Origin of the sequence: Oerskovia flava, from assembly GCF_026163685.1 — a bacterium.
GTDB lineage: Bacteria > Actinomycetota > Actinomycetes > Actinomycetales > Cellulomonadaceae > Oerskovia_A > Oerskovia_A flava.
Genome location: NZ_JAOXSR010000001.1, coordinates 667,711 through 689,444, shown reverse-complemented (window position 1 = coordinate 689,444; position 21,734 = coordinate 667,711). Strand labels below are relative to the sequence as shown.

Annotated in this window: 22 protein-coding genes; 4 read left to right on the top strand and 18 right to left on the bottom strand. The window is 73.2% G+C overall.

Annotated elements, in window-relative coordinates; genetic code table 11:
• Nucleotides 1–140: 140 nt before the first annotated feature.
• Nucleotides 141–1,208 (bottom strand): tRNA (adenosine(37)-N6)-threonylcarbamoyltransferase complex transferase subunit TsaD, encoded by a 1,068-nt coding sequence (tsaD, locus tag OHL10_RS03045; RefSeq protein WP_265520673.1) that lies wholly within the window; start codon nt 1,206–1,208, stop codon nt 141–143.
• A gap of 116 nt (nt 1,209–1,324) precedes the next feature.
• Here tsaD and OHL10_RS03040 point away from each other — a divergent pair, with 116 nt between their 5' ends.
• Nucleotides 1,325–1,978: a malonic semialdehyde reductase gene (locus OHL10_RS03040; protein ID WP_265520672.1), complete on the top strand. Its 654-nt coding sequence runs from the start codon at nt 1,325–1,327 to the stop codon at nt 1,976–1,978.
• Nucleotides 1,979–2,026: 48 nt separating this feature from the next.
• Here OHL10_RS03040 and OHL10_RS03035 read toward each other — a convergent pair whose 3' ends face one another.
• The 8 genes from OHL10_RS03035 to OHL10_RS03000 all read right to left on the bottom strand — a co-directional run bounded on the left by OHL10_RS03035 (nt 2,027) and on the right by OHL10_RS03000 (nt 9,283).
• Nucleotides 2,027–2,866: a sulfurtransferase gene (locus tag OHL10_RS03035; RefSeq protein WP_265520671.1), complete on the bottom strand. Its 840-nt coding sequence runs from the start codon at nt 2,864–2,866 to the stop codon at nt 2,027–2,029.
• On the bottom strand, nt 2,863–3,399 hold the full coding sequence (gene rimI, locus OHL10_RS03030; protein WP_265520670.1) for a ribosomal protein S18-alanine N-acetyltransferase: 537 nt from the start codon (nt 3,397–3,399) through the stop codon (nt 2,863–2,865). The genes OHL10_RS03035 and rimI overlap by 4 nt, the downstream gene beginning before the upstream one ends.
• Nucleotides 3,396–4,127 carry a tRNA (adenosine(37)-N6)-threonylcarbamoyltransferase complex dimerization subunit type 1 TsaB gene (gene tsaB, locus OHL10_RS03025; RefSeq protein WP_265520669.1) on the bottom strand — a complete coding sequence of 244 codons (732 nt, stop codon included), beginning with the start codon at nt 4,125–4,127 and terminating at the stop codon, nt 3,396–3,398. Before tsaB ends, rimI begins: the two co-directional genes overlap by 4 nt.
• Nucleotides 4,128–4,131: 4 nt before the next feature.
• Nucleotides 4,132–4,665 carry a tRNA (adenosine(37)-N6)-threonylcarbamoyltransferase complex ATPase subunit type 1 TsaE gene (gene tsaE / locus OHL10_RS03020; protein ID WP_265520668.1) on the bottom strand — a complete coding sequence of 178 codons (534 nt, stop codon included), beginning with the start codon at nt 4,663–4,665 and terminating at the stop codon, nt 4,132–4,134.
• Complete coding sequence (alr, locus tag OHL10_RS03015) at nt 4,662–5,954, bottom strand: alanine racemase (protein WP_265520667.1); 1,293 nt, start codon at nt 5,952–5,954, stop codon at nt 4,662–4,664. The genes tsaE and alr overlap by 4 nt, the downstream gene beginning before the upstream one ends.
• Before the next feature lie 37 nt (nt 5,955–5,991).
• A complete protein-coding gene (locus tag OHL10_RS03010; protein ID WP_265520666.1) occupies nt 5,992–6,927 on the bottom strand; it encodes a pseudouridine synthase in 936 nt (311 codons plus the stop codon).
• Nucleotides 6,928–6,989: 62 nt separating this feature from the next.
• Nucleotides 6,990–7,625, bottom strand: coding sequence for a nucleoside/nucleotide kinase family protein (locus tag OHL10_RS03005; RefSeq protein ID WP_265520665.1), 636 nt, complete (start codon nt 7,623–7,625; stop codon nt 6,990–6,992).
• Nucleotides 7,622–9,283, bottom strand: a complete 1,662-nt coding sequence (locus tag OHL10_RS03000; RefSeq protein WP_265520664.1) for a bifunctional ADP-dependent NAD(P)H-hydrate dehydratase/NAD(P)H-hydrate epimerase — start codon at nt 9,281–9,283, stop codon at nt 7,622–7,624. The genes OHL10_RS03005 and OHL10_RS03000 overlap by 4 nt, the downstream gene beginning before the upstream one ends.
• Before the next feature lie 71 nt (nt 9,284–9,354).
• Between OHL10_RS03000 and OHL10_RS02995 the strand changes: the two genes are divergently transcribed.
• The gene (locus OHL10_RS02995) at nt 9,355–10,416 is read left to right on the top strand and encodes a TIGR03560 family F420-dependent LLM class oxidoreductase (RefSeq protein ID WP_265520663.1); all 1,062 of its coding nucleotides are present in this window, start codon (nt 9,355–9,357) and stop codon (nt 10,414–10,416) included.
• 50 nt (nt 10,417–10,466) lie between these two features.
• On the opposite strand, the gene OHL10_RS02990 is transcribed toward OHL10_RS02995, so the two are convergent.
• The gene (locus tag OHL10_RS02990; protein WP_265520662.1) at nt 10,467–10,817 is read right to left on the bottom strand and encodes a holo-ACP synthase; all 351 of its coding nucleotides are present in this window, start codon (nt 10,815–10,817) and stop codon (nt 10,467–10,469) included.
• A gap of 20 nt (nt 10,818–10,837) precedes the next feature.
• The gene (glmS, locus tag OHL10_RS02985) at nt 10,838–12,703 is read right to left on the bottom strand and encodes a glutamine--fructose-6-phosphate transaminase (isomerizing) (RefSeq protein ID WP_265520661.1); all 1,866 of its coding nucleotides are present in this window, start codon (nt 12,701–12,703) and stop codon (nt 10,838–10,840) included.
• Nucleotides 12,704–12,898: 195 nt separating this feature from the next.
• Here glmS and coaA point away from each other — a divergent pair, with 195 nt between their 5' ends.
• Nucleotides 12,899–13,846 carry a type I pantothenate kinase gene (coaA, locus tag OHL10_RS02980; RefSeq protein ID WP_265521005.1) on the top strand — a complete coding sequence of 316 codons (948 nt, stop codon included), beginning with the start codon at nt 12,899–12,901 and terminating at the stop codon, nt 13,844–13,846.
• 17 nt (nt 13,847–13,863) lie between these two features.
• On the opposite strand, the gene OHL10_RS02975 is transcribed toward coaA, so the two are convergent.
• The 7 genes from OHL10_RS02975 to OHL10_RS02945 all read right to left on the bottom strand — a co-directional run bounded on the left by OHL10_RS02975 (nt 13,864) and on the right by OHL10_RS02945 (nt 21,177).
• Nucleotides 13,864–14,805, bottom strand: coding sequence for a DedA family protein (locus tag OHL10_RS02975; protein WP_265520660.1), 942 nt, complete (start codon nt 14,803–14,805; stop codon nt 13,864–13,866).
• A gap of 281 nt (nt 14,806–15,086) precedes the next feature.
• Complete coding sequence (locus OHL10_RS02970; protein ID WP_425498917.1) at nt 15,087–15,788, bottom strand: peptide deformylase; 702 nt, start codon at nt 15,786–15,788, stop codon at nt 15,087–15,089.
• Entirely contained in the window at nt 15,785–17,149 is a 1,365-nt protein-coding gene (gene glmM / locus OHL10_RS02965) for a phosphoglucosamine mutase (protein WP_265520659.1), read from the bottom strand. Before glmM ends, OHL10_RS02970 begins: the two co-directional genes overlap by 4 nt.
• A 157-nt stretch (nt 17,150–17,306) precedes the next feature.
• Nucleotides 17,307–17,795, bottom strand: a complete 489-nt coding sequence (gene rpsI / locus OHL10_RS02960; RefSeq protein ID WP_265520658.1) for a 30S ribosomal protein S9 — start codon at nt 17,793–17,795, stop codon at nt 17,307–17,309.
• A 47-nt stretch (nt 17,796–17,842) separates the two neighbouring features.
• Nucleotides 17,843–18,286, bottom strand: coding sequence for a 50S ribosomal protein L13 (gene rplM, locus OHL10_RS02955; protein WP_265520657.1), 444 nt, complete (start codon nt 18,284–18,286; stop codon nt 17,843–17,845).
• Nucleotides 18,287–18,503: 217 nt separating this feature from the next.
• On the bottom strand, nt 18,504–19,424 hold the full coding sequence (trhO, locus tag OHL10_RS02950) for an oxygen-dependent tRNA uridine(34) hydroxylase TrhO (protein ID WP_265520656.1): 921 nt from the start codon (nt 19,422–19,424) through the stop codon (nt 18,504–18,506).
• A 52-nt stretch (nt 19,425–19,476) separates the two neighbouring features.
• Nucleotides 19,477–21,177, bottom strand: a complete 1,701-nt coding sequence (locus OHL10_RS02945; protein WP_265520655.1) for an ABC-F family ATP-binding cassette domain-containing protein — start codon at nt 21,175–21,177, stop codon at nt 19,477–19,479.
• A gap of 119 nt (nt 21,178–21,296) precedes the next feature.
• On the opposite strand from OHL10_RS02945, the gene OHL10_RS02940 reads away from it, so the two are divergent.
• A complete protein-coding gene (locus OHL10_RS02940) occupies nt 21,297–21,698 on the top strand; it encodes a DUF5709 domain-containing protein (protein ID WP_265520654.1) in 402 nt (133 codons plus the stop codon).
• The last annotated feature ends 36 nt before the right edge of the window (nt 21,699–21,734 follow it).

The following is a 21,734-nucleotide window of genomic DNA, read 5'->3' as shown; positions in this document are numbered from 1 at the left end:
CCCCACTACCTGTAGGCACCACGCGATTGCGTGGCACGCGCACGGATCGTTCGGTCCGTGGCCTCCTCCGTCAGACGTCGGCGGTCGCCTGGGCCGTGAGCGGCTCGACCCACTCGTCGAGGAGGCGACGAGGAGAAGGATCAGACGCTCACGGTGGTCAGCGGCATCGAGGAGTCGACCCCCAGGTCGAGGGACGACGGCGCGACCCCGGCGCGCACGACGGCGGACCCGAGGGCGGCGATCATCGCGCCGTTGTCGGTGCAGTAGCGGATCGGGGGGATGCGCAGCGTGATGCCGGCCGCGGCGCACCGGGAGGCCGCCATCTCGCGGAGCTGGGAGTTGGCGGAGAACCCGCCGCCGATGACGAGGGTGTCGACCTCGTGCCGCTCGCACGCCGCGATCGTCTTGGCGGTGAGGACGTCGGCGACGGCCTCCGCGAAGGAGGCCGCGACGTCGGCGGTCGGCACCTCGAGGCCGCTGTCGACCCGGGCCTCGACCCAGCGCGCGACCGCGGTCTTGAGGCCGGAGAAGGAGAAGTCCGCCGCGTGCTTCGCCTGGTCCTTGCGGGCGGTCAGGCCTCGGGGGAAGCGGATCGCGGTGGGGTCGCCCTGGCGTGCCAGCCGGTCGACGTGGGGGCCGCCCGGGTAGGGCAGGCCGAGCAGCCGACCGACCTTGTCGAACGCCTCGCCCGCGGCGTCGTCGAGCGTCGAGCCGAGCTCGACGACGCGGGTGGCGACGTCCTCGACGAGCAGGAGCGAGCTGTGCCCGCCCGAGACGACCAGCGCCATGACGCGCTCGGGGAACTCACCGTGCACCAGCTCGTCGACGGCGGCGTGACCGATGACGTGGTTGACCCCGTACAAGGGTTTGCCGAGCCCGAGCGCCAGGGCCTTGGCGGCGGCCGCGCCGATCGTCAGCGGGCCGACGAGGCCGGGCCCGGCGGTGACGGCGATCGCGTCGATCTCCGACAGGTCGACGTCCGCCGTCCCCAGGGAGGCGGTGATGGTGGGGACCATCGCCTCGAGGTGGGCGCGCGAGGCGACCTCGGGGATGATGCCGCCGAACCGGGCATGCTCGTCCATCGAGCTCGCGACCGTGTCGACGAGGAGCTCTCGACCACGGACCAGGGCGACCCCGGTCTCGTCGCACGACGTCTCGATCCCGAGCACGAGGGGGGCGTCGGCGGTGTCAGCACGTCCGGAAACCATGGCCCCAGGGTAGTCGGACGCGCAGGACGGGCCGACAGCGCACGGACCGGACGACCCGGTGTCACACGTCACACACTGTCGCGGAACATGTTGCGGATTAAATGGTTGATGTGTCTATGGCTATCGAGACACCGACCATGACCGCCCACTCGCCGAGCAGGCCGACCGACGAGCTCCTCGAGATCGACGGCTCCACGGCCGACCTGCTCTTCCGCGAGGCGCGGACCGTCAACGCGTTCTCCGACACGGACGTCACCGACGCCCAGGTCCAGGCCGCCTACGACCTCGTGCGCTGGGGCCCGACCGCGATGAACACCGTGCCGCTGCGCCTGCTGCTCGTGCGTACGCCCGAGGCCCGCGAGCGCCTCGTCGGCCACATGAGCGAGGGTAACCGGGCCAAGACGCTCGCCGCGCCGCTGTCGATCGTCGCGGCCGCCGACCTGAACTTCCACGAGCACCTGCCCGTCCTCGCCCCGCACATGTCGGGCGTGCAGGAGAACCTCGCCGTGGCCGGCGAGGAGGGCCGGGCACCCATGGCACGGACCTCTGCCCTCATCCAGGTGGGGTACCTCGTCGTGGGGCTGCGTGCCGCGGGCCTGCACGTGGGGCCCATGACGGGGTTCGACGCTGCCGCGCTCGACGCCGACCTGCTGGCCGGCACCGGGTGGACGTCCCTCGTCGTCATCAACGTCGGCACCCCGGCCGGTGAGAACGCCTCGCACCCGCGCCAGACGCGGCTGGCCTTCGACCAGGTGTCCGCCACCCTCTGACCGACGCACCTGATCGAGGGAGCAGGCCACCCGATCAGGCCGCCCCCGTCAGCGACGTCCCGGTCCGACCTCTACCGGTCGGGCCGGGTCGTTCGACCACTGCGACCAGGATCCCGCCCACAGCGCGGCATCGACGCCCACGGCGGCGAGCGCGGCCACCTCGTGCGCGGCCGTGACCCCGGAGCCGCAGTAGACGCCGACCCTGGCACCGGGCACGGCACCGAGGCCCCGGAACCGTGCCGCCAGCGCGCTCTCGTCGAGGAACGTCCCGTCGGTCGTGAGGTTGTCGGCCGTGGGCGCGCTCACGGCGCCGGGCACGTGGCCGGCCCGCGGGTCGACGGGTTCGATCTCGCCCCGGTAGCGCTCGGCCGCACGGGCGTCGAGCAGGACCCCGGTGCCCGACGACGCCAGGTGCGCCGCGTCGTCGGGCCCGAGCACGGGCATCGCGCCCGGGCGCACGACGACGTCGCCGGGCTCGGGGACGACGTCACCGGTCTCGAGGTCCCGGCCCGCACGCAGCCAGGCCTCGAGCCCCCCGTCGAGGATCCGCACCTGCCCGTGCCCGGCCCAGCGCAGCAGCCACCAGGCGCGCGCCGCAGACGTCCCCCCGACCGCGTCGTAGACGACGACGTCGCTGTCCGCGCGCACGCCCCACCGGCGCGCGGCGGCCTGCAGCGCATCCACGTCCGGGAGCGGGTGGCGCCCGGACGCCGGGGACGCCGGGGCGGCGAGCTCGCTCTCCAGGTCGACGTAGACGGCCCCGGGAAGGTGACCGGCCAGGTACTGCGCGTGACCGTCGGTCCGCCCGAGCACCCAGCGCACGTCGAGCAGGACGCAGCCGGGCGCCAGCCCTCCGACCGTGACGAGCACGTCGGAGCGAGCGCTCACGCGGCGTCGTCCCCGGGCTCGCGCGGCCCCGGGACGACGGCGTCCTCGTGGGAGAGCTCGAGGCGCATCGTGTAGGCGTCGACGTCCTCGGGCTGGTAGTACCGCTTGCGGATGCCGAGCTGCTCGAAGCCGAACTTCGCGTACATCCCGAGCGCCGCGTCGTTGTCGACGCGCACCTCGAGCAGGACCGCCTCGGCACGCAGCACGCGGGCCCGGTCGATGAGGGCGGTGAGCAGCGTGGAGCCGATCCCGAGGTGCTGCAGGGCCGGGTCGACGCCGATGGTCATGATCTGCACGACGTCCCCGTCGTACCAGAGCCCGGCGTACCCGACGAGGGGCTGCGAGCCCGCGGCGTCGAGCCGCACCGGCTCGGCGGCCACGTACCAGCGGCCCTGGCCGCCGAGCTCGGCGGCGAGCATCCCGTAGGTCCACGCTCCCCGGCCGAAGAGCTCGTGCTCGAGCTGCACGACCCGCGCGAGGTCTGCGGCCCGCAGCGGACGCAGCCGGACGTCGTGGGTCCGGTGCGGGCTCATGGTCGGGCCCCGTCGGTGGCCTCCGTCGTGGCCTCCGTCGCGCGCTTGCGGGCGGCGGGCTCCTGGACGTCGGGGCGGCGCAGGTACAGCGGTTCGGTGGGCTGGTCCACACCCGCGTCGCGGCGGGCGAGCGCGAGGCGCGCGAGGACCGTGGCGTCGGGGACCAGGGGTGCGTCGTCGGCGGGCGGCAGGTCGTCCGGGTAGAGGGCGGCGCCCTCGCCGACGATGACGGCTCCCGCGGCGGCGTCGGCCAGCGTGCTCGCGGCGCCGACCCCCGGGCCCGCGACCGTCTCGACGACGGGCGTCGAGTGCGGCCCCTCGTGGGCCACCACCCGGTAGCGCGCCCAGTACACCTCGCGGCGGCGCGCGTCGGTGGCGACGAACACCTCGGTGCCGGGGGTCAGGCCGAGGTCGCTGACGGCCTGCGCCGCGATCGCGTCGAGGCCGCAGACGCCGAGCACAGGGATGCCCAGCGCGAGCGCGAGCGCTCGGGCCGTGACCAGCCCGACGCGCAGCCCCGTGAACGGGGCCGGGCCCGTCCCGGCGACCACCGCGCCGAGGTCCCGGCGGTCCGTGCCGGTCTCCGCGAGGACCTCGTCGAGCAGCGGGGCCAGCGACTCGGCGTGCCGACGCCGCTCGGAGGACTCACGACGGGCCAGGCGCTCACCGCCGTCGCCGACGAGCGCGACCGTCACCGCGGCCGAGGTGTCGAGTGCGAGAACTACCACGGCCTCAGCCTACTGTCCCGCGCCCGGCGACCTGGAGGTCTGCCGCGTCGAGCGCCGCCCAGCGCTGCCCGACGCCGCGCACCGTCACGGTCCGGACCCCCGCCTCGGGAGCGTCGTCACCGTTCGTGCTGTCGCCCCCCGCACCGCGCGGGCGGACGAGCTCGATCTCGAGGCGGTCCCCCGCGAGCGACTCGACGAGCCCCGCGCCCCACTCGACGACCGTGACGGACTCGTCCAGCCCGGAGTCGAGGTCGAGCGCGTCGATCTCGTCGAGCGACCCGATCCGGTAGGCGTCGACGTGCACCAGCGCCGGCCCTCCGGTCACGGACGGGTGCTCGCGCGCCACGATGAACGTCGGCGACGCGATCTGTCCGCGCACCCCGAGGCCGGCACCGATCCCCTGCGTGAGGGTCGTCTTGCCGGCCCCCAGGTCGCCGGTGAGGACGACCAGGTCGCCCGCCCGGAGCAGGCCGGCGAGAGTGCGGCCGAACGCCCGGGTGCTCTCGGCGTCGGGCAGGCGCAGGGTGGTCTCGGTCATGACAGGTACTCCCTCGTGGGGTGCGGGTCCTCGAGCGGCGGGTGGGTCTCGTCACCGTCGACGTGGACGCGCGGGACCCGTGACCCGAGGCGGGTGGTGATCTCGTAGCTGATGGTGCCCGCCGCCTGCGCCCAGTCCTCCGCCGTCGGCGCCCCACCCCGCGCGAGGCCCGCACCGGGCCCGAAGAGGGTGACGACGTCGCCCGCCTGCTCGGTCGCGTACGGTCCGAGGTCGAGGACGAACTGGTCCATGCAGACGCGACCGGCGACGTGCAGCACCCGGCCGGTGCTCCCACCTTGGGCGACGTCCTCGACCGGCCCGCCCACGAGGACCGGGCCGCCGGGGTGCTCCGGGAGCAGCCCGGACGCGTGCCGCGGCACACCGTCGGAGTAGCCGAGCGGGACCACCCCGAGAACCGTCTCCTGCGACGTCGAGTACGCGTGGGCGTAGGAGACGCCGTGCCCGGCCGCGACCCGCTTGACCGTCACGAGCTGCGCCTCGAGGGTCATCGCGGGCGTCAGCCCGTAGTCCGCCGACGTGCCGAGCTGCGGCACCGGCGACAACCCGTAGACCGCGAGCCCGGGCCGCACGAGGTCGTGGTGCACGCGCCGGTTCGTCAGCGTCGCCGCCGAGTTCGCCAGGTGCCGCACCTCGAGGTCGGCCCCCGCCCGCTCGGCGCGGCGGACCGCGTCGTCGAAGACCTCGGCCTGGTGCAGCACGGTCGGGTGCTCGGGCTCGTCCGCGAACGCGAAGTGCGACCAGATACCGACGACACGCAGCACACCCTCCCGCTGCTGGGCGACGGCCGACGCGAGGACCGCGTCCAGCTCGTGCGGCATCAGTCCGTTGCGGCCGAGGCCGGTGTCCACCTTGAGGTGCACACGAGCGGTGCGCCCGGTCGCGCGGGCCGCGGCCACCACCTCGTCCAGCGCCCAGGGTGCCGCGACGGACACGTCGACGTCTGCCTCGAGGAGCGCGGCCAGCGGCGCGCCCGGTCCGTAGAGCCAGGTGAGCACGCGCGCGCGCTCGCTCCCGATGCCGGCCGCACGCAGCGCCAGGGCCTCGGCGACCTGCGCCGCCCCGAGCCACGTCGCGCCGCCCGCGAGCGCCGCCGTCGCGCTCGGCACGAGCCCGTGCCCGTAGGCGTCCGCCTTGACCACGGCCATGACCTGCGCGCCCGGCGCGTGCTCCGCGAGCGTCCGCACGTTCCCGCGGATCGCGGCGAGGTCGATCACGGCCCGCGCGGGGAAGTACCCGGCGCCCTGGCTGCTCGGCAGGCTCTGGTTCACGATCACCGATTCTCTCACCCGTACCGCCCGGAGCGGGCTATCCCCAGGCGTCGAGCCGGCGGTCCGTGGCGAACAGGCGCGGCCGACCGCTCAGCGGGTCCGTGAACTCGACGGACCGCGACACGAGCTGCAGGGGGCGGCTGTAGTCGTCGGGCGCGACGTCGTAGGGCTCGGGGTAGAAGTTGTCGTGCAGGATCGGCACGCCGAGGCGGTTCATGTGCAGCCGCAGCTGGTGCGTCTTGCCGGTGTGCGGGCGCAACCGGTAGCGCCCGAGCGTCCCACGGACGTCCACCAGCTCAACATGGCTCTCGGCGTTGGGCTCCCCGGGCACCTCCGTGGCCCGCATGACGCCCCGCTCCTTGTGGATGCGGCTGCGAACGGTGCACGGCAGCGCGAGCGCGGGGTCGAACGGCGCGACCGCCTCGTACTCCTTGCGGACCTCCCGCCGCGCGAAGAGCTCCTGGTAGGCGCCGCGGACCTCGGGCCGGACCGTGAGGACGAGCACACCGGCGGTCACCCGGTCGAGGCGGTGCGCCGGGCTGAGCTCCGGCAGGTCGAGGTCGCGTCGCAGCCGGACGAGCGCGCTGCGGGCCACGAACGCGCCCCGCGGGATGCTCGCCAGGAAGTGCGGCTTGTCGACCACCAGCAGGTTCTCGTCGCGGTGCAGGACGGCGATCTCGAACGGGACCTCCGGCTCGACCGGCGGGTCCCGGTAGAGGAAGACGAAGCCGCGCGGCTCGTACGGCGTGCGCGCCGTGACCGGGCGGCCACGCCCGTCGACGACCTCTCCCGCGGCGACCTTCACCGCGAGCCGCTCGGCGTCACCGGGGAACCGGTGCAGGACGTAGTCGAGCGTCCGCGTGAAACGCGCCGTGCTCACCGGGTCGTGCGGGAGCACGAGCCGGGTCGCGTTGAGCCCGTCGCGCACGGGCAGCGGGCTGCGCGCGCGGCGGCCTGGCTCGACGGGGGGCATACGCACCACGGTAGCGGTGCCCCTGGTCCACGGCCGCACCGCGTGACGCCGGCGCGACGGCGTCACTCCGGGACGACGACGGCAGCGTGCCCCCGGCCCGCGGCCACCAGCCGGGCGTTGGCCTCGTCGGGCCCCAGCGTCCAGGCGCGCGCCGCTGCCGGGGACTTGCCGTGCCGCACGTGCCGGGCCTCGAGCCGTGCCCGTCGGACGTCGTCCGGCACGTCGAGGTACCAGACCTCGTCGAGGAGGGTGCGGACCTGGTCCCACGGAGCGCCGTCGAGCAGGAGGTAGTTGCCCTCGGTGACGACGAGGTCCGTCTCGGGGCCGACCCGCACGGCACCGGCGACGGGCTCCTCGATCTCCCGACGGAACTCCGGCGCGTACACGTCGCCGCGCCTCTCCCGCGGCTCGGCCAGGCGGCGCAGCAGCGCGACGTACCCCGCGGCGTCGAACGTGTCCGGCGCGCCCTTGCGCTCACGGCGCCCGAGCCGGCGCAGCTCGATGTCCGCGAGATGGAACCCGTCCATCGGCACGACGACGGTGCGTACGTCCGCCAGCGACGCCACGAGGCGGTCGGCGAACGTCGACTTGCCCGCACCGGGCGGCCCGACCACTCCGAGCAGCGCGGTACGACCCTCGGCGTGCGCGCGGGCGACGACCGCTCGGCTGCGGTCGACGAGCGTGTCTGCCACGGTCATCGGCCCGCTCCGGCGAGCAGGTCGGCAACCACGGCGGGGACGGCGTGCGCGACGTCGAGTGCCGCCACCGGGCCGCCGGGCGTCGCGCGCTCGGCCGCGCGCCCGTGCACGAGCGCGGCCGCCGCGGCGAGGCGCGCGGGCAGGTCCGGCTCGGTCAGGACGCCGTCGTGGTGCGCTGCGAGCAGCGTCCCGAGGATCCCGGCCAGGATGTCCCCCGACCCGGCGGTCGCCGACCAGCCCGGCGCGTCCGCCTGCGCGAGGACCGCACCCGGGCCGACGACGACCGTCGCCGACCCCTTGAGCAGCACCGTGGCGCCCGTGAGCTCGTGCGCACGCCGCGCCCACCGCAACGGCTCGGCCTCGACACCGCGGCGGTCCACCTGCTCGCCGCGCGTCCGCAGGAGCGTCGCGAGCTCGCCCGCGTGCGGGGTGAGCACCACCCACGGCCCGCAGCGCTCGGGCAGCAACGACAGCGCCCCCGCGTCGACGACCGCGGGCACCCGCCCGCCGTCCGTGCCGGACAGCGCGGCGCGGAAGCGGTCGTGCTGGCCGCCGTCGTCCGGGACACCGGGGTCCTCACCGTCCGCGCCGGCGGCGCCGGGATCTCCCGACGCCGGGACGCCCGGGCCGAGGACCCAGGCCTGGACCCGGCCCGGCCCGGGCACGGCCTCCGGGCGGGCGGCGAGGACGTGGCGCGCGACGTCGTCGGGACCCAGGTAGCGCACCATGCCCGCGCCCGTGCGGATCGCGGCCGTGGTCGCGAGCACGGCGGCGCCCGGGAAGGTCGACGTACCGGCGACGACGCCGACCACCCCGCGCGTGTACTTGTGGTCGCTCGTCCCGGGGACCACCCAGAGGTGCGCGACGTCCCCGGCCTCCAGACGGACCACCGCCGCCGCGGGAGCGGCTGCCCGGTCGAGCCCGGACCCGAGGTCGAGCCCGAGGTCGACGACGGCTCCCCGCCCGGCCAGGTACGTGGCGGGCGGCAGCAGGAGGCCAGGCTTCGCCGCGCCGAACGTCACGGTGCGGTCCGCGGGCAGGACCGGGCCGTCGACCGCACCGTCGTCGACGCCGATGCCGCTCGGGGTGTCCACGGCGACGACCCACGGTCGGCGCGGGTGGTCGGGCAGCGCGCCGAGCACGGCGACGACCAGGTCACGGGCCCTCCCCCGCAGCGGCCCGGCGGCGCCGATGCCGACCAACCCGTCGAGCACCGCGTCGGCGGCGAGCACCCGCTCCACACTCTCCGGCAGGGACAAGGGCACCTGCGAGGCCGGCTGATCGACGTGCTCGTCGGGAGCTCCGACAAGCTCCGTGACCGTCCCGCCGGCCCGACGCAGCGCCGCGAGGCCGTCGCGGTGAGCCCGTGCGCTCGTGCAGATCGCCTCGACGTGCACCCCGCGTCGAGCCAGGTACGCCCCGGCGAACAGCGTGTCGCCCCCGTTGTTCCCGGCGCCCACCAGCGCCACCACCCGGGCGCCGGTCACCCGCCCGTCCCGCCGTCCGCCGTCGGGCGCCACCACCGAGCGCCGGTGCGCCAGGTCGCGCGCGGTGATCGTCGCGAGCGCGAACGCCGCCCGCACCATGAGGGGGACACCGGCCGCGAGCAGCGGCTCCTCGGCGGCGCGGACGTCGGCCACGGACCAGGCTTCGATCATGGCCCCATCCTGCCGCGCAGACGCCTCCGACGCCGCGCGGAGGTCCCCGCCCGGAGGATAGATTGGCGGCCATGCGATTCGGACTCTTCATCCCGCAGGGCTGGCGCCTCGACCTCGTCGGCATCGACCCCATCGACCAGTGGGAGACCATGCGCTCCCTCGCCCGGCACGCCGACACCGCGCTCGCCGGGGACGGGCTGCCCGGCTCGGCCAACGCCTGGGAGTCGATCTGGGTGTACGACCACTTCCATACCGTCCCCTCCCCGACCGACCAGGCGACCCACGAGGCGTGGACGCTCATGGCCGCGTTCGCGGCATCGACCGAGCGCATCCGCCTCGGGCAGATGTGCACGTGCATGGCGTACCGCAACCCGGCCTACCTCGCCAAGGTCGCCGCGTCCGTGGACCTCGTCTCGGGTGGCCGCACCGAGATGGGCGTCGGCGCCGGCTGGTACGAGCACGAGTGGCGCGCCTACGGGTACGGCTTCCCGCGCGCCGGGGAGCGGCTCGCCGCGCTCGACGAGGGCGTGCAGATCATGGCGCAGATGTGGCGCGAGGGCTCGGCGACGCTGGCGGGCACACACTTCCAGGTCGACGGTGCGCTGTGCCACCCCCAACCGCTGCAGCACCTCGAGCTCGGCACCGCGGGCAGCGGCACGGACGGCACCGTCCCGAGCATCCCGCTGTGGATCGCCGGCGGCGGGGAGAAGAAGACGCTGCGCATCGCCGCGCAGCACGCCCAGTACACGAACTTCGATGGGTCCCTCGAGGGCTTCGCGCACAAGTCGTCGGTGCTCGAGGGACACTGCAAGGACCATGGACGCGACTACGGCGAGATCACCCGCTCGGCGGACTACAACGTCGTCATCGGCGCCACCCAGGCGGAGGTCGACGACCGGCTCGCCTGGATCGGCGACCACTACCGCGCGACCGTGCCCGCCAAGGCCGACGAGACCGTCGACTCGTTCCGCAACGGGCCGCTCGTCGGCACCCCCGAGCAGATCGTCGAGACGCTCACCGCGCTGCGCGGCCTGGGCATGACCTACGCGATCACGTACTTCGCCGAGGCAGCCTACGACCGCAGCGGCATCGAGCTCTTCGAGCGCGAGGTCATCCCGGCCCTCCAGGACTGACCCCGGTCCGCCCCGCCCGTCGAGCACGTCCGGCGGACGGGGCGGCCGCGTCAGCTCTCGGCGACGACCATCGCCGAGGCGATCCCGGCGTCGTGCGAGATGGACAGGTGGAACCGGGAGATGCCCAGCGCATCGGCGCGGGCGGCGACCGTCCCGCTGACCTCGACCTGCGGTGGCCCGCCGGGCACACGGTGGACCGTCGCGTCCTGCCAGCTCATCCCGCCGGGAGCGCCCAGCGCCTTGGCGATGGCCTCCTTGGCGGCGAACCGCGCCGCGAGGGACGACGGCGCGAGGTCCCGCTCGGCGGGGGTGAACAGCTTCTCCCGCAGCCGCGGGGTGCGCTCGATGGTCTGCATGAACCGCGCGACGTCGACGACGTCGATCCCCACCCCGATGATCATGGCGTCACTGTACGGCGGTGCTACTCGACCGTGACGGACTTCGCCAGGTTGCGCGGCTGGTCGACGTCGAGGCCCTTGGCCGTCGCGAGCGCGCAGGCGAAGATCTGCAGCGGCACGACCGCGAGCAGCGGCGAGAGCAGCGTCGGAGAAGCCGGGATCCAGAAGATCTCGTCGGCGTACGGCAGCACGGCGTCGTCCCCGTCCTCCGCGATGACCAGGGTCCGCGCGCCGCGCGCACGGATCTCCTGGATGTTCGAGATGACCTTCGAGTGCAGCCCCTCGCGCCCGCGCGGCGACGGCACGACCACGAAGACCGGCTTGCCCTCGTCGATCAGCGCGATCGGTCCGTGCTTGAGCTCGCCGGCGGCGAACCCCTCCGCGTGGATGTACGCGAGCTCCTTGAGCTTGAGCGCCCCCTCGAGCGCGACCGGGAAACCGACGTGCCGGCCGAGGAACAGCACCGAGGCGGCCTCCCGCATCGAGCGGGCGACCGCGCGGACGTACTCGCCGCGCTCGATCACGGTCTGGATCTTCGCCGGCATGGCGCGCAGGTCCGTGAGGATCTCGGTGATCTCGTCCGGGAACTTGTTGCCCCGCAGCTGGGCCAGGTAGAGCCCGAGGAGGTAGGCGGCCGTGATCTGGGAAAGGAACGCCTTGGTCGACGCCACCGCGATCTCGGGGCCGGCGTGCGTGTAGAGCACGGCGTCGGACTCGCGCGGGATCGTGGAGCCGTGGGTGTTGACGATCGAGATGACCTTGGCGCCCTGCTCGCGCGCGTGCCGCACGGCCATGAGCGTGTCCATGGTCTCGCCGGACTGGGTCACGGCGACGACCAGGGTCTTCTCGTCGACGATCGGGTCGCGGTAGCGGAACTCGTGCGCGAGCTCCACCTCGACCGGGATGCGGCACCAGTGCTCGATCGCGTACTTCGCGACATGCCCGGAGTACGCGGCGGTGCCGCACGCGACGACGATGATCTTGTCGACCGCGCGGAGCACGGACTCGTCGATGCGCAGGTCGTCGAGGACGAGACGACCTGAAGGATCGGTCCGCCCGAGCAGGGTGTCGGCGACGGCGTGGGGCTGGTCGTGGATCTCCTTGTCCATGAAGGACGAGAAGCCGCCCTTCTCCGCCGCGGCGGCGTCCCAGTCGACGGTGAAGCGCTTGGCCTCGGCCGGCTTCCCGTCGAAGTCGATCACCTCGACCGCGTCCGGTGTGATGGTGACGATCTGGTCCTGCCCGAGCTCGAGCGCCTCCTTGGTGCGGGAGATGAACGCCGCCACGTCCGACCCCAGGAAGTTCTCCCCCGACCCCAGCCCGACGACGAGGGGCGAGTCGTGCCGCGCGCCGACGACCGTGTCCGGAGCGGAGGCGTGCACCGCGAGCAGCGTGAAGGTGCCCTCGAGCCGCCGCGCGACCTGGGTCATCGCGGTCGTGAGGTTCTCGGCCTCGCGGTAGGCCCGCGCGAGGAGCTGGGCGGCGACCTCGGTGTCCGTCTCCGACTCGAACGTCACCCCGTCGGCGAGGAGCTCGGCCTTGAGGACGGCGAAGTTCTCCACGATCCCGTTGTGGATGACGGCGAGGCGGCCGTCGTCGGCCAGGTGCGGGTGCGCGTTGGTGTCGTTCGGCGCACCGTGCGTCGCCCACCGGGTGTGCCCGATCGCGGACGTGGCGGCCGGCATCGGGTCGCGCTCGATGGCGTCGGTGAGGTTGACGAGCTTGCCGGACTTCTTCGCGACGGCGACCGTGCCGTGGCCAGGGTCGACGAGCGCGACGCCTGCCGAGTCGTAGCCGCGGTACTCGAGCCGAGCGAGTCCTTCGAGGACGACGTCGAGGGGTCGCCCCGACGCTTCGAGGGGGCCTGCGTAGCCCACGATTCCACACATGGTCCAGGATTCTAGCCGCCTCGCCGAGCAGTCGGACGGAGCGACAGGTCGCGGTTCTTTGTTAGGGCCCCGGCGGATCACCTGACGCAGCGCGGCCGGATATCCGGCAGAATCTCCCGGGTGGCCCCCACACGCGATGCCTCACCGACCGAGAGCGCGACGGCGCACGCCGCCGAGCCTGCGAACGGCTCGGCCCTGGCGGCGCTCACCCCGTCGTCCCCCTACGTCGATCTCGACCGGTCCGCCTGGAGCAGGCTCTCGGAGTCAACACCGCTGCCCCTCACCGACGAGGACGTCACCCGGCTACGAGGGCTCGGCGACCCGATCGACCTCGCCGAGGTCGACGCGATCTACCGGCCGCTCTCGCGGCTGCTCAACCTGTACGTGACGGCGACAGGCGGCCTGCACGAGGCGACGTCGACGTTCCTCCGGGAGAGCTCGACCCGCACCCCCTACGTCATCGGGGTGGCGGGATCGGTCGCGGTCGGCAAGTCGACGACGTCCCGCATCCTGCGGGAGATGCTCGCGCGCTGGCCCGAGACCCCGCGCGTAGAGCTCATCACGACGGACGGGTTCCTGCACCCCAACGCCGAGCTCGCCCGGCGCGGGCTGATGGACCGCAAGGGCTTCCCGGAGTCCTACGACCGCCGCGCACTCATCCGCTTCCTGTCGAAGATCAAGGCGGGGCACGCCGAGGTCCGGGCCCCGGTCTACGACCACCTCACCTACGACATCGTGGCGGGGGCCGAGGCGGTCGTCCGCAAGCCTGACGTCCTCATCGTCGAAGGGCTCAACGTCCTGCAACCTGCGCGACCGAGCGCGACCGACGAGTCCACGGTCGCAGTCAGCGACTTCTTCGACTTCTCCATCTACGTCGATGCGCGCACCCGGAACGTCCGCCAGTGGTACGTCGACCGGTTCCTCTCACTGCGCCAGACCGCGTTCGCCCGGCCGGAGTCCTTCTTCCACCGGTACGCCGCGCTGTCCGACGCAGAGGCGACGGCCAAGGCACTGTCGATCTGGGAGTCCATCAACGCCCCGAACCTCGAGCAGAACATCCTGCCGACCCGCGGCCGGGCCACGCTCGTGCTCACGAAGGGCTCCGACCACTCCGTGCAGCGCGTCCGGCTCCGCAAGCTCTGAGCCGCCGACGCCGGGCGTCAGGATCCCCCGTCGGCCCGGGCGGACGCCCTTCTCGCGACCGACCCGGCGCTCTCGGCGCGCGGGACGACGGTCGCCGAGCCCGCCCGCTGGTCACGTCCGGTCGAGGTCTCCGGGCCACCGCCCTGCTCCGGGTCGGCCGGCACCCCGTCCGGCTCAGTGCCGTCGGTCGTCGGCCCGGCAGGGTCCAGACCCTCTGACACCGGCTGCTCGCTCGTCCGCCTGGACGCCTGCGGCTCGCTGCCGTCGACCGCGGCCGCATCACCCGTCGTCCGCCGCGAGCGGCGGACCACCCCGGGCGCGGGACTCAGCGCCGCCGGCGACGGCTGGGCCACGCGTCGCCGCGTACGCGCCATGATGATCTGGTCGATGACGACCCCGAGCACCACACCGAAGACGACACCGACAGCCATGGCGAGCAGCGGCTCGTGGCCCAGCCAGCGGGCGGCGACCAGGCCGATGACGACCGAGTACAGCGCCCAGGTGACGGCGGCGATGCCCGAGAACGCCATGAAGCGACGGCGGGGGTACCCGACGGCGCCGGCCGTCATGTTGACCGCCACGCGTCCGATCGGGACGTACCGCGCCGCGAGAATAAAGGAAGCACCACGGTTCGCCAGGGCGCGTTCCGCCCAGCCGACCGCCTTGCGACCCCGTTCACCACGCAGGAACGGGACGCGTTCGGTCCCGATGGCGCGGCCGATCGAGTAGGCGATCTGGTCTCCCGTCCAGGCTCCTAGCGAGGCCACGAGGAGGACGACGGCGAGGTTCGGTGCGCCTGTCGTCGCGGCGGAGACAGCCAGCGTGATGACGACGGACTCGCTCGGGATCGGAGGGAAGAACCCGTCGATGGTCGCGAACGCGTACATGGCGGGGTAGACCCACACGGACGACGCGAGGGCAAGGATCCACGTCTCCAGGTGGTCCAAGAACGTCGTCAAGGCTTCGAGCACAGTCCCTCGGTTCGTCGGTCGGCGCGGGTGCCGGACTGGCGGACGGCGCGATCGGGCGCCACTGCACCAGCGTACGGACCCTGGAGGATCGGTTCATCAGGGAGAACCCGGGTTCACCCCTGACACCTCACCAGCCTGCTCGACCAGGAGGCTCCGCGTCCTCCACCGAGCGGATGACTTCACAGCACCTGCCGTCCACCCAGAGGTTGCCACGGACGCCACCGGGCGACCCCGCCGGTCGCACGGCCAGGCCGACCGTGGACGCCGGCTCAGGTGGTCGCGAAGCCCAGCACGTGCGCGGCGCGGGACGGGTCGGGGTCGTCCGCCCAGTACCGCGCCAGGTTGTCGTTGGACGACAGGGACCGCAGCTCCGCGTGGTCGAGGTACAGCTCGCCGCGCAGGTGGTCCGTCTCGTGCTGCACGATGCGCGCCGGCCAGCCGGTGAGGACCTCGTCGATCTCGACGCCGAGCTCGTCGCGCCCTGTCAGCCGGACCGCGCGGTGCCGGTTGACCACGGCCTGCCAGCCCTGCACGCTCAGGCAGCCCTCGAAGAAGGCACGCTGCTCGGTGCCGACGGCCTCGTACCGCGGGTTGATCAGGACGCGGTACGGCACCGGGACGCGCTCACGCTCGTCGTCCGGGTCCTCGACGGGCAGGCCCGGGTCCTGGACGACCGCGATCGCCAGCCCGATGCCGATCTGCGGTGCGGCCAGGCCGACACCCGGAGCCGCGAGCATGGTCCGGCGCATCGCCTCGAGGAGGTCCTCCAGCACGTCGCCGAGCTGTCCGGTGTAGGGCACCGACGGCGTCCGCAGGACGGGGTTGCCGGCCTGGACGATCGGCAGCACTCCGTCCTCGAACCCCTGCAGGTACGTCGCCACGGCATCCCGGAGCTCGACGTCGACCCCGAGCTCGGCGCTCTCGTCACCGAGCGCTCGGTCCGCACCGGCCGGCCGAGAGCCGCCGGTCACAGCGCGAGTCGCTCGCGGACGACACCGGCGAGGTCGGCGGCGACCTCGTCGGCCTGGTGCTGCGTCGAGGCCTCGACCATGACCCGGACCAGCGCCTCGGTCCCGGAGGGGCGCAGCAGCACCCGCCCCGTGTCCCCGAGCGCCTGCTCCGCGCGCGCGACCGCCTCGCGGAGCACCTCGTCGGTGCCGGCGCGCGCCTTGTCGACGCCCGCCACGTTCTGCAAGGTCTGCGGGAGACGTTGCACGACCGCGGCGAGGTCGGCGAGCTTCTGGCCGGTCTGCTGGACGCGCGCCGCGAGGTGCAGGGCCGTGAGGACGCCGTCCCCTGTCGTCGCGTAGTCGGACATGATGATGTGCCCGGACTGCTCGCCGCCGAGCGTGAACGCCCCGGCCCGCATCTCCTCGAGCACGTACCGGTCACCGACGCCCGCCTGGACGGTCCGGACTCCGGCGTCGCGCATCGCGAGCAGCAACCCGAGGTTGCTCATGACGGTCACGACGAGAGTGTCCTGCGCCAGCCGGCCGGCGTCCTTCAGCGCGAGCGCGAGGACGCCCATGATCTGGTCGCCGTCCACGAGGACACCGGCGTGATCCACGGCCAGGCAACGATCGGCGTCACCGTCGAACGCCACCCCGAAGTCCGCCTCCGAGGCGACCACGACCGCCTGCAGCTGCTCCGGGTGGGTCGACCCGCACTTCTCGTTGATGTTGCGACCGTCCGGGCTCGCGTTGATGACGACGACGTCGGCGCCTGCTGCGCGCAGGGCGGCCGGGCCGACCTCGCTCGCCGCGCCGTTCGCGCAGTCGACCGCGATGCGCAGGCCGGTCAGCGGGGCGGAGTCGTCGCTCCCGCCGATGCTCTCGACGAGATGGCGGACGTAGGCGGCGCCCGACTGGCCGGTGTCGGTGGACATCCTGCCGACGGCGGCACCTGTCGGCCGGTCCCAGTGCTCACCGAGGCGCTGCTCGATGGCGTCCTCGACGGCGTCGTCGAGCTTGACCCCGCCACGGGCGAAGAACTTGATCCCGTTGTCGGGCATCGGGTTGTGCGACGCGGAGATCATCACCCCGAGGTCCACGCCGAGCGCACCCGTGAGGTACGCGACCGCGGGGGTCGGCACCACACCGAGGTTGACGACGTCCACCCCCGCGCTGGCCAGTCCCGCCGCGACCGCGGCGCTCAGGAACTCTCCCGATGCCCGGGGGTCCCGACCGACGACGGCGCGCGGCCGGTGGCCCTCGAACTCGCCCGAAGCGCCGAGCACGTGCGCGGCGGCTACGCCGAGGTCGAGCGCGAGCTCTGCCGTGACGTCCTTGTTCGCAAGGCCTCGCACACCATCTGTGCCGAAGAGTCGTCCCATCGCCATCCTTCCTCACCGGCCGCACCATGAACGTGCGCCCGTACCGCCGACACGCACGGCTATGCGTGCGGCACTCCGAAAACCACACAGGCGACCATCCGCAGCGCCGTGGAACAGATCCACGGCGCCACCGGATGGCCGCCTGGCAAGCGCTAGGTCAGCGCTTGGAGTACTGCGGAGCCTTGCGGGCCTTCTTGAGCCCGGCCTTCTTGCGCTCCACGACGCGTGCGTCGCGGGTCAGGAAGCCGGCCTTCTTCAGCGCCGGGCGGTTGTGCTCGGCGTCGATCTCGTTGAGCGCACGGGCGATGCCGAGACGCAGCGCGCCGGCCTGACCCGAGCTGCCGCCACCGGTGATCCGGGCGACGACGTCGAAGCGACCCTCGACGTCGACGAGCTTGAGCGGGGAGTTGACCAGCTGCTGGTGGACCTTGTTGGGGAAGTACCCCTCGAGGGTCCGGCCGTTGATCTTCCACTGTCCGGTGCCGGGCACGAGGCGAACGCGGGCGATCGCCTCCTTGCGGCGTCCCAGGGCCTGGGCCGGCGCGGTGATGCTCTGGCCGCGGCCCGAGGGGGCCGTGGTCTCAGAGGTGTAGGTGCTGGGGGTTTCGTCGTCCAGCGTGTCGATGTCGACGGTGGTCTCGGCCACTGGTGGTGTCCTCGCGTCCTTATTCTGTCCGCTACGCCCGAAGGCGATTACTGCGCGACCTGGGTGATCTCGAACGGCTGCGGCTGCTGGGCCGCGTGCGGGTGCTCAGCGCCTGCGTAGACGTGGAGCTTGCCGAGCTGGGCACGGCCGAGCGAGGTCTTGGGGATCATGCCGCGCACGGCCTTCTCCACCGCACGCTCAGGGTGCTTCTCGAGCAGGTCGCCGTAGGCGACAGCACGCAGACCACCCGGGTAGCCGGAGTGGCTGTAGGCCAACTTCTGCTCGCGCTTGTTGCCGGTCAGGGCGACCTTGCCGGCGTTGATGACGATGACGAAGTCACCACCGTCGACGTGCGGAGCGAAGGTGGCCTTGTGCTTGCCACGCAGCAGGGTGGCCACGTGGGTGGCCAGGCGGCCCAGGACGACGTCGGTCGCGTCGACGACGTGCCAGTCGCGCTGGACGTCGCCGGGCTTCGGAGTGTACGTACGCACGGTCGTAGCCTTCGTTTCTGTCTTCGGTGTCTTCTTCGGCGCAGGAGTCTGCGGCCGACGAGGTCGGTCGTTGTGGATCTGCCGTCCCGGAACGATCCGAGAGCCTGATCATCGATCGAGCGTCCGCGTCATGCAGCGAGTGGGCGCGCTAGTGACGACGGAAAGTCGAAAGGGAATCACAACGACTCAACAGAGTACCTTCCCGGAGCGCGGGCGGTCAAAGTGACGCCGACCGCAGGGTCCTCAGGCCAGGTCGGGCTCGCGCGCACTCCCCGCACTGGCGCGCCCTGGCCAGCGGTGCGCACGCCGCGCAGTACAGCTCCAGGGTGCGGCAACCAGGGTCCCCACAGTTCTCGTACCCCGCCGTGGCACCGCTGCACTCACGGCACTCGCCCAGCGGCGTCGTGGACTCGCCGAACTCGACGTGCATCCGCTCGTCGAAGACGTACAGGGAGCCCTCCCACAACCCGGCGTCGCCGAAGGTCTCGCCGTAGCGCACGATCCCGCCGTCGAGCTGGTAGACCTCCTCGAACCCTCGCGAGCGCATGAGCGAGGACAGCACCTCGCAGCGCACGCCACCGGTGCAGTAGGTGACGACGGGCCGGGTCTTCAGGTCGTCGTAGCGGCCTGAGTCGAGCTCGGCGACGAAGTCGCGCGTGGTCTCGACGTCCGGCACGACGGCGCCCTTGAACCGCCCGATCGCGGCCTCGAACGCGTTCCGACCGTCGAAGAGCACGACGTCGTCGCCGCGACGCGCCACGAGCTCGTTGAGCTCGGCGGGGGCGAGCCGCGTCCCGGCGCCGACCACCCCGCCGCCGTCCACCCGGAGCTCGTCCGCGGCGCCGAAGCTCACCAGCTCCCGGCGGACCTTGACGGACAGCCGGGGGAAGTCGTGGCCCGTCCCGTCGGACCACTTGACGTCGATGTCCCCGAACCCGGGGTACCGGCGGGTGGTCTTCACGTACTGCTTGAGGTTCTCGACCGTCCCACCCAGCGTCGCGTTGATCCCGTGCTCGGAGACGAGGACCCGGCCGACGAGACCCCAGCGTTCGCCCAGCGCGCTCTGCCACAGCTGGACCGCCGTCGGGTCCGGCAACGGGGTGAAGGCGTAGAAGAGCACGATCTTGTGGACAGCCATGCCCCCAGGATAGGAGCCCTCGCAGGCCCGGCCGGAACCGGTGCCGTGAGGGCTACCGCACCCGCTGCACCCGCTCGACGTCCCACACCGGCTCGGTCGACCACACCACCTCGCCGTCCCCGCCGAGCACGAGGAACCGGTCGAAGCCCCGGGCGAACCAGCGGTCGTGCGTGACCGCCACGACGGTTCCCTCGAAGGCGGCCAGGCCCTCCTCGAGCGCCTCGGCCGAGTGCAGGTCGAGGTTGTCCGTGGGCTCGTCGAGCAGCAGGAGGGTCGCCCCGCCCAGCTCCAGGAGGAGGATCTGCAGGCGTGCCTGCTGGCCGCCGGAGAGCGTCTCGAAGCGCTGCTCGGCCTGGCCGACGAGCTCGTAGCGGTCCAAGGCGCGGCTGGCCGGCTCGCGCCCCATGCCTGACCGCGCGCCGTCTCCTCGGTGCAGGATCTCCAGCAGGGTGCGCCCGACGAGGTCCGGGTGCACGTGGTTCTGCGCGAACCAGCCCGGCCGGACGCGAGAGCCCAGCACCGCCCGACCGGTGTGCGCCACCGGGGCCAGACCACCGGTGGGCACGGAGTCCGCACCACCGACCGGCTGGTGCTCCACGTCGGGGTCCGACCCGCCGCTCGCGAGGAGGCGCATGAGGTGGGACTTGCCGGACCCGTTCGACCCCAGCACCGCGACGCGCTCACCGAAGAAGACCTCGCCGTCGAACGGTCGCATGAGCCCCGTCAGCTCCAGCCGGTCGAACGTCACGGCGCGCTTGGCGGTGCGCCCGCCGGTCAGGCGAACCGTGACCCGCTGCTCCCGGGCCATGACCGGGGGCGGCCCCGCCGCCTCGAACTTGCGCAGGCGTGTCTGCGCGGCCTGGTAGCGGCTCGCCAGGCCGTCGTTGAACGCCGCCTTGTTCTTCAGCGTGTTGACCAGCGTCACGAGCTGGGCGCGCTCCTCCTCCCACCGCCGCAGCAGTTCCTCCAGCCGGTCCCTGCGTGCGGTGCGAGCCGTCGCGTAGGAGCCGAACCCTCCGCCGTGCACCCAGACCGTCCCACCGGCCGCCGTCGGCTCGACGGTCGCGACGTGCGTCGCCGTACGGGCCAGGAGCTCGCGGTCGTGACTGACGAAGAGCACTGTCTTGGGCGACGCGACGAGCGCCTCCTCGAGCCACCGCTTGGTGGGCACGTCGAGGAAGTTGTCCGGCTCGTCGAGGAGAAGCACCTCCTCGGGACCGCGCAGGAGCGCCGTGAGCACCAGCCGCTTCTGCTCGCCGCCGGAGAGCGTGCGCACCTCGCGCCACTGGGCCGAGTCGAACGGCAGAGACAGCACCTCGTCGGTCACCTCGTCCCACGCGGCCTCGGCCTCGTAGCCCCGCACGTCCGCCCAGTCCGAGAGCGCCTGCGCGTAGCGCATCTGCGCGGGGGTGTCGTCGACCGTCATGATGTCGAGCTCGGCCGCGGCCAGCTCGCGCGCGGCGTCGCGGATCGCGGGCTGCGCGAGGTCGACGAGCAGGTCACGCACCGTGCGCTCGTCGTCGACGCGTCCGATGAGCTGGCGCATCACACCGAGGCCGCCGCTGCGCGCGACGGTGCCGGCGTGCGCGTCGAGGTCACCGGCGACGATGGAGAGCAGGGTGGTCTTGCCGGCGCCGTTGGGACCGACGAGCGCGACCTTGGCGCCGTCCGCCACCCGCAGGGACACGTCCGACAGGAGCTGTCGACCGTCGGGCAGGTAGTAGCTGACGTCGCGGAGGTCGATGTGGCCCATGGGTCCATCCTCGCGCCCCGGAGACCCGTCAGACCACCTGATTGCCGAGCACCGCCGTGCCGCTACCTGGCCGATCCCCCCGACGTGCTGCCTGCACGACCTGGTGCCAGGCTGGAGGGATGACCGAGGACACACCAGCCACCCGGACCGACCCCGCGCTCGGCTCGGAGGGCGACATGAACCAGCTGCAGCCCGAGGAGACGCTCCTCGACCGAGGCGTCGCCGACGTGCTCGACGAGGGCTACTCCCCTCCGGAACGCCCGCGGAGCAACCACTGGGGCGAGACCGCGCTCGAGGAGTCCATGGGAGAGAGCCTCGACCAGCGGCTGGCCGAGGAGGAACCGGAGACCTGGGACGACGACCCGCTCAACCGCCCCGACTCGAGCAGGGCCGGCCGGCTCGTCGCCGACGCCGACGCGCTCGACGGCCGTGAGAACGACACGTACGCGGCGGACGCCGGGATCGACGGGGCCGGCGCGAGCGCCGAGGAGGCCGCCGTCCACATCGTCGAAGAACCCTGACCTCGAGCAAGCCCTGACCTCGAGGACCGGGCTCCC

Bases quoted from the DNA above. Each gene is read 5' to 3' on its own strand.
- tsaD (WP_265520673.1), bottom strand. From the start codon at position 1,208: ATGGTTTCCGGACGTGCTGACACCGCCGACGCCCCCCTCGTGCTCGGG.
- OHL10_RS03040 (WP_265520672.1), top strand. From the start codon at position 1,325: ATGGCTATCGAGACACCGACCATGACCGCCCACTCGCCGAGCAGGCCG.
- rimI (WP_265520670.1), bottom strand. From the start codon at position 3,399: ATGAGCCCGCACCGGACCCACGACGTCCGGCTGCGTCCGCTGCGGGCC.
- tsaE (WP_265520668.1), bottom strand. From the start codon at position 4,665: ATGACCGAGACCACCCTGCGCCTGCCCGACGCCGAGAGCACCCGGGCG.
- OHL10_RS03010 (WP_265520666.1), bottom strand. From the start codon at position 6,927: ATGCCCCCCGTCGAGCCAGGCCGCCGCGCGCGCAGCCCGCTGCCCGTG.
- OHL10_RS03005 (WP_265520665.1), bottom strand. From the start codon at position 7,625: ATGACCGTGGCAGACACGCTCGTCGACCGCAGCCGAGCGGTCGTCGCC.
- OHL10_RS03000 (WP_265520664.1), bottom strand. From the start codon at position 9,283: ATGATCGAAGCCTGGTCCGTGGCCGACGTCCGCGCCGCCGAGGAGCCG.
- OHL10_RS02995 (WP_265520663.1), top strand. From the start codon at position 9,355: ATGCGATTCGGACTCTTCATCCCGCAGGGCTGGCGCCTCGACCTCGTC.
- OHL10_RS02990 (WP_265520662.1), bottom strand. From the start codon at position 10,817: ATGATCATCGGGGTGGGGATCGACGTCGTCGACGTCGCGCGGTTCATG.
- glmS (WP_265520661.1), bottom strand. From the start codon at position 12,703: ATGTGTGGAATCGTGGGCTACGCAGGCCCCCTCGAAGCGTCGGGGCGA.
- glmM (WP_265520659.1), bottom strand. From the start codon at position 17,149: ATGGGACGACTCTTCGGCACAGATGGTGTGCGAGGCCTTGCGAACAAG.
- trhO (WP_265520656.1), bottom strand. From the start codon at position 19,424: ATGGCTGTCCACAAGATCGTGCTCTTCTACGCCTTCACCCCGTTGCCG.
- OHL10_RS02945 (WP_265520655.1), bottom strand. From the start codon at position 21,177: ATGGGCCACATCGACCTCCGCGACGTCAGCTACTACCTGCCCGACGGT.
- OHL10_RS02940 (WP_265520654.1), top strand. From the start codon at position 21,297: ATGACCGAGGACACACCAGCCACCCGGACCGACCCCGCGCTCGGCTCG.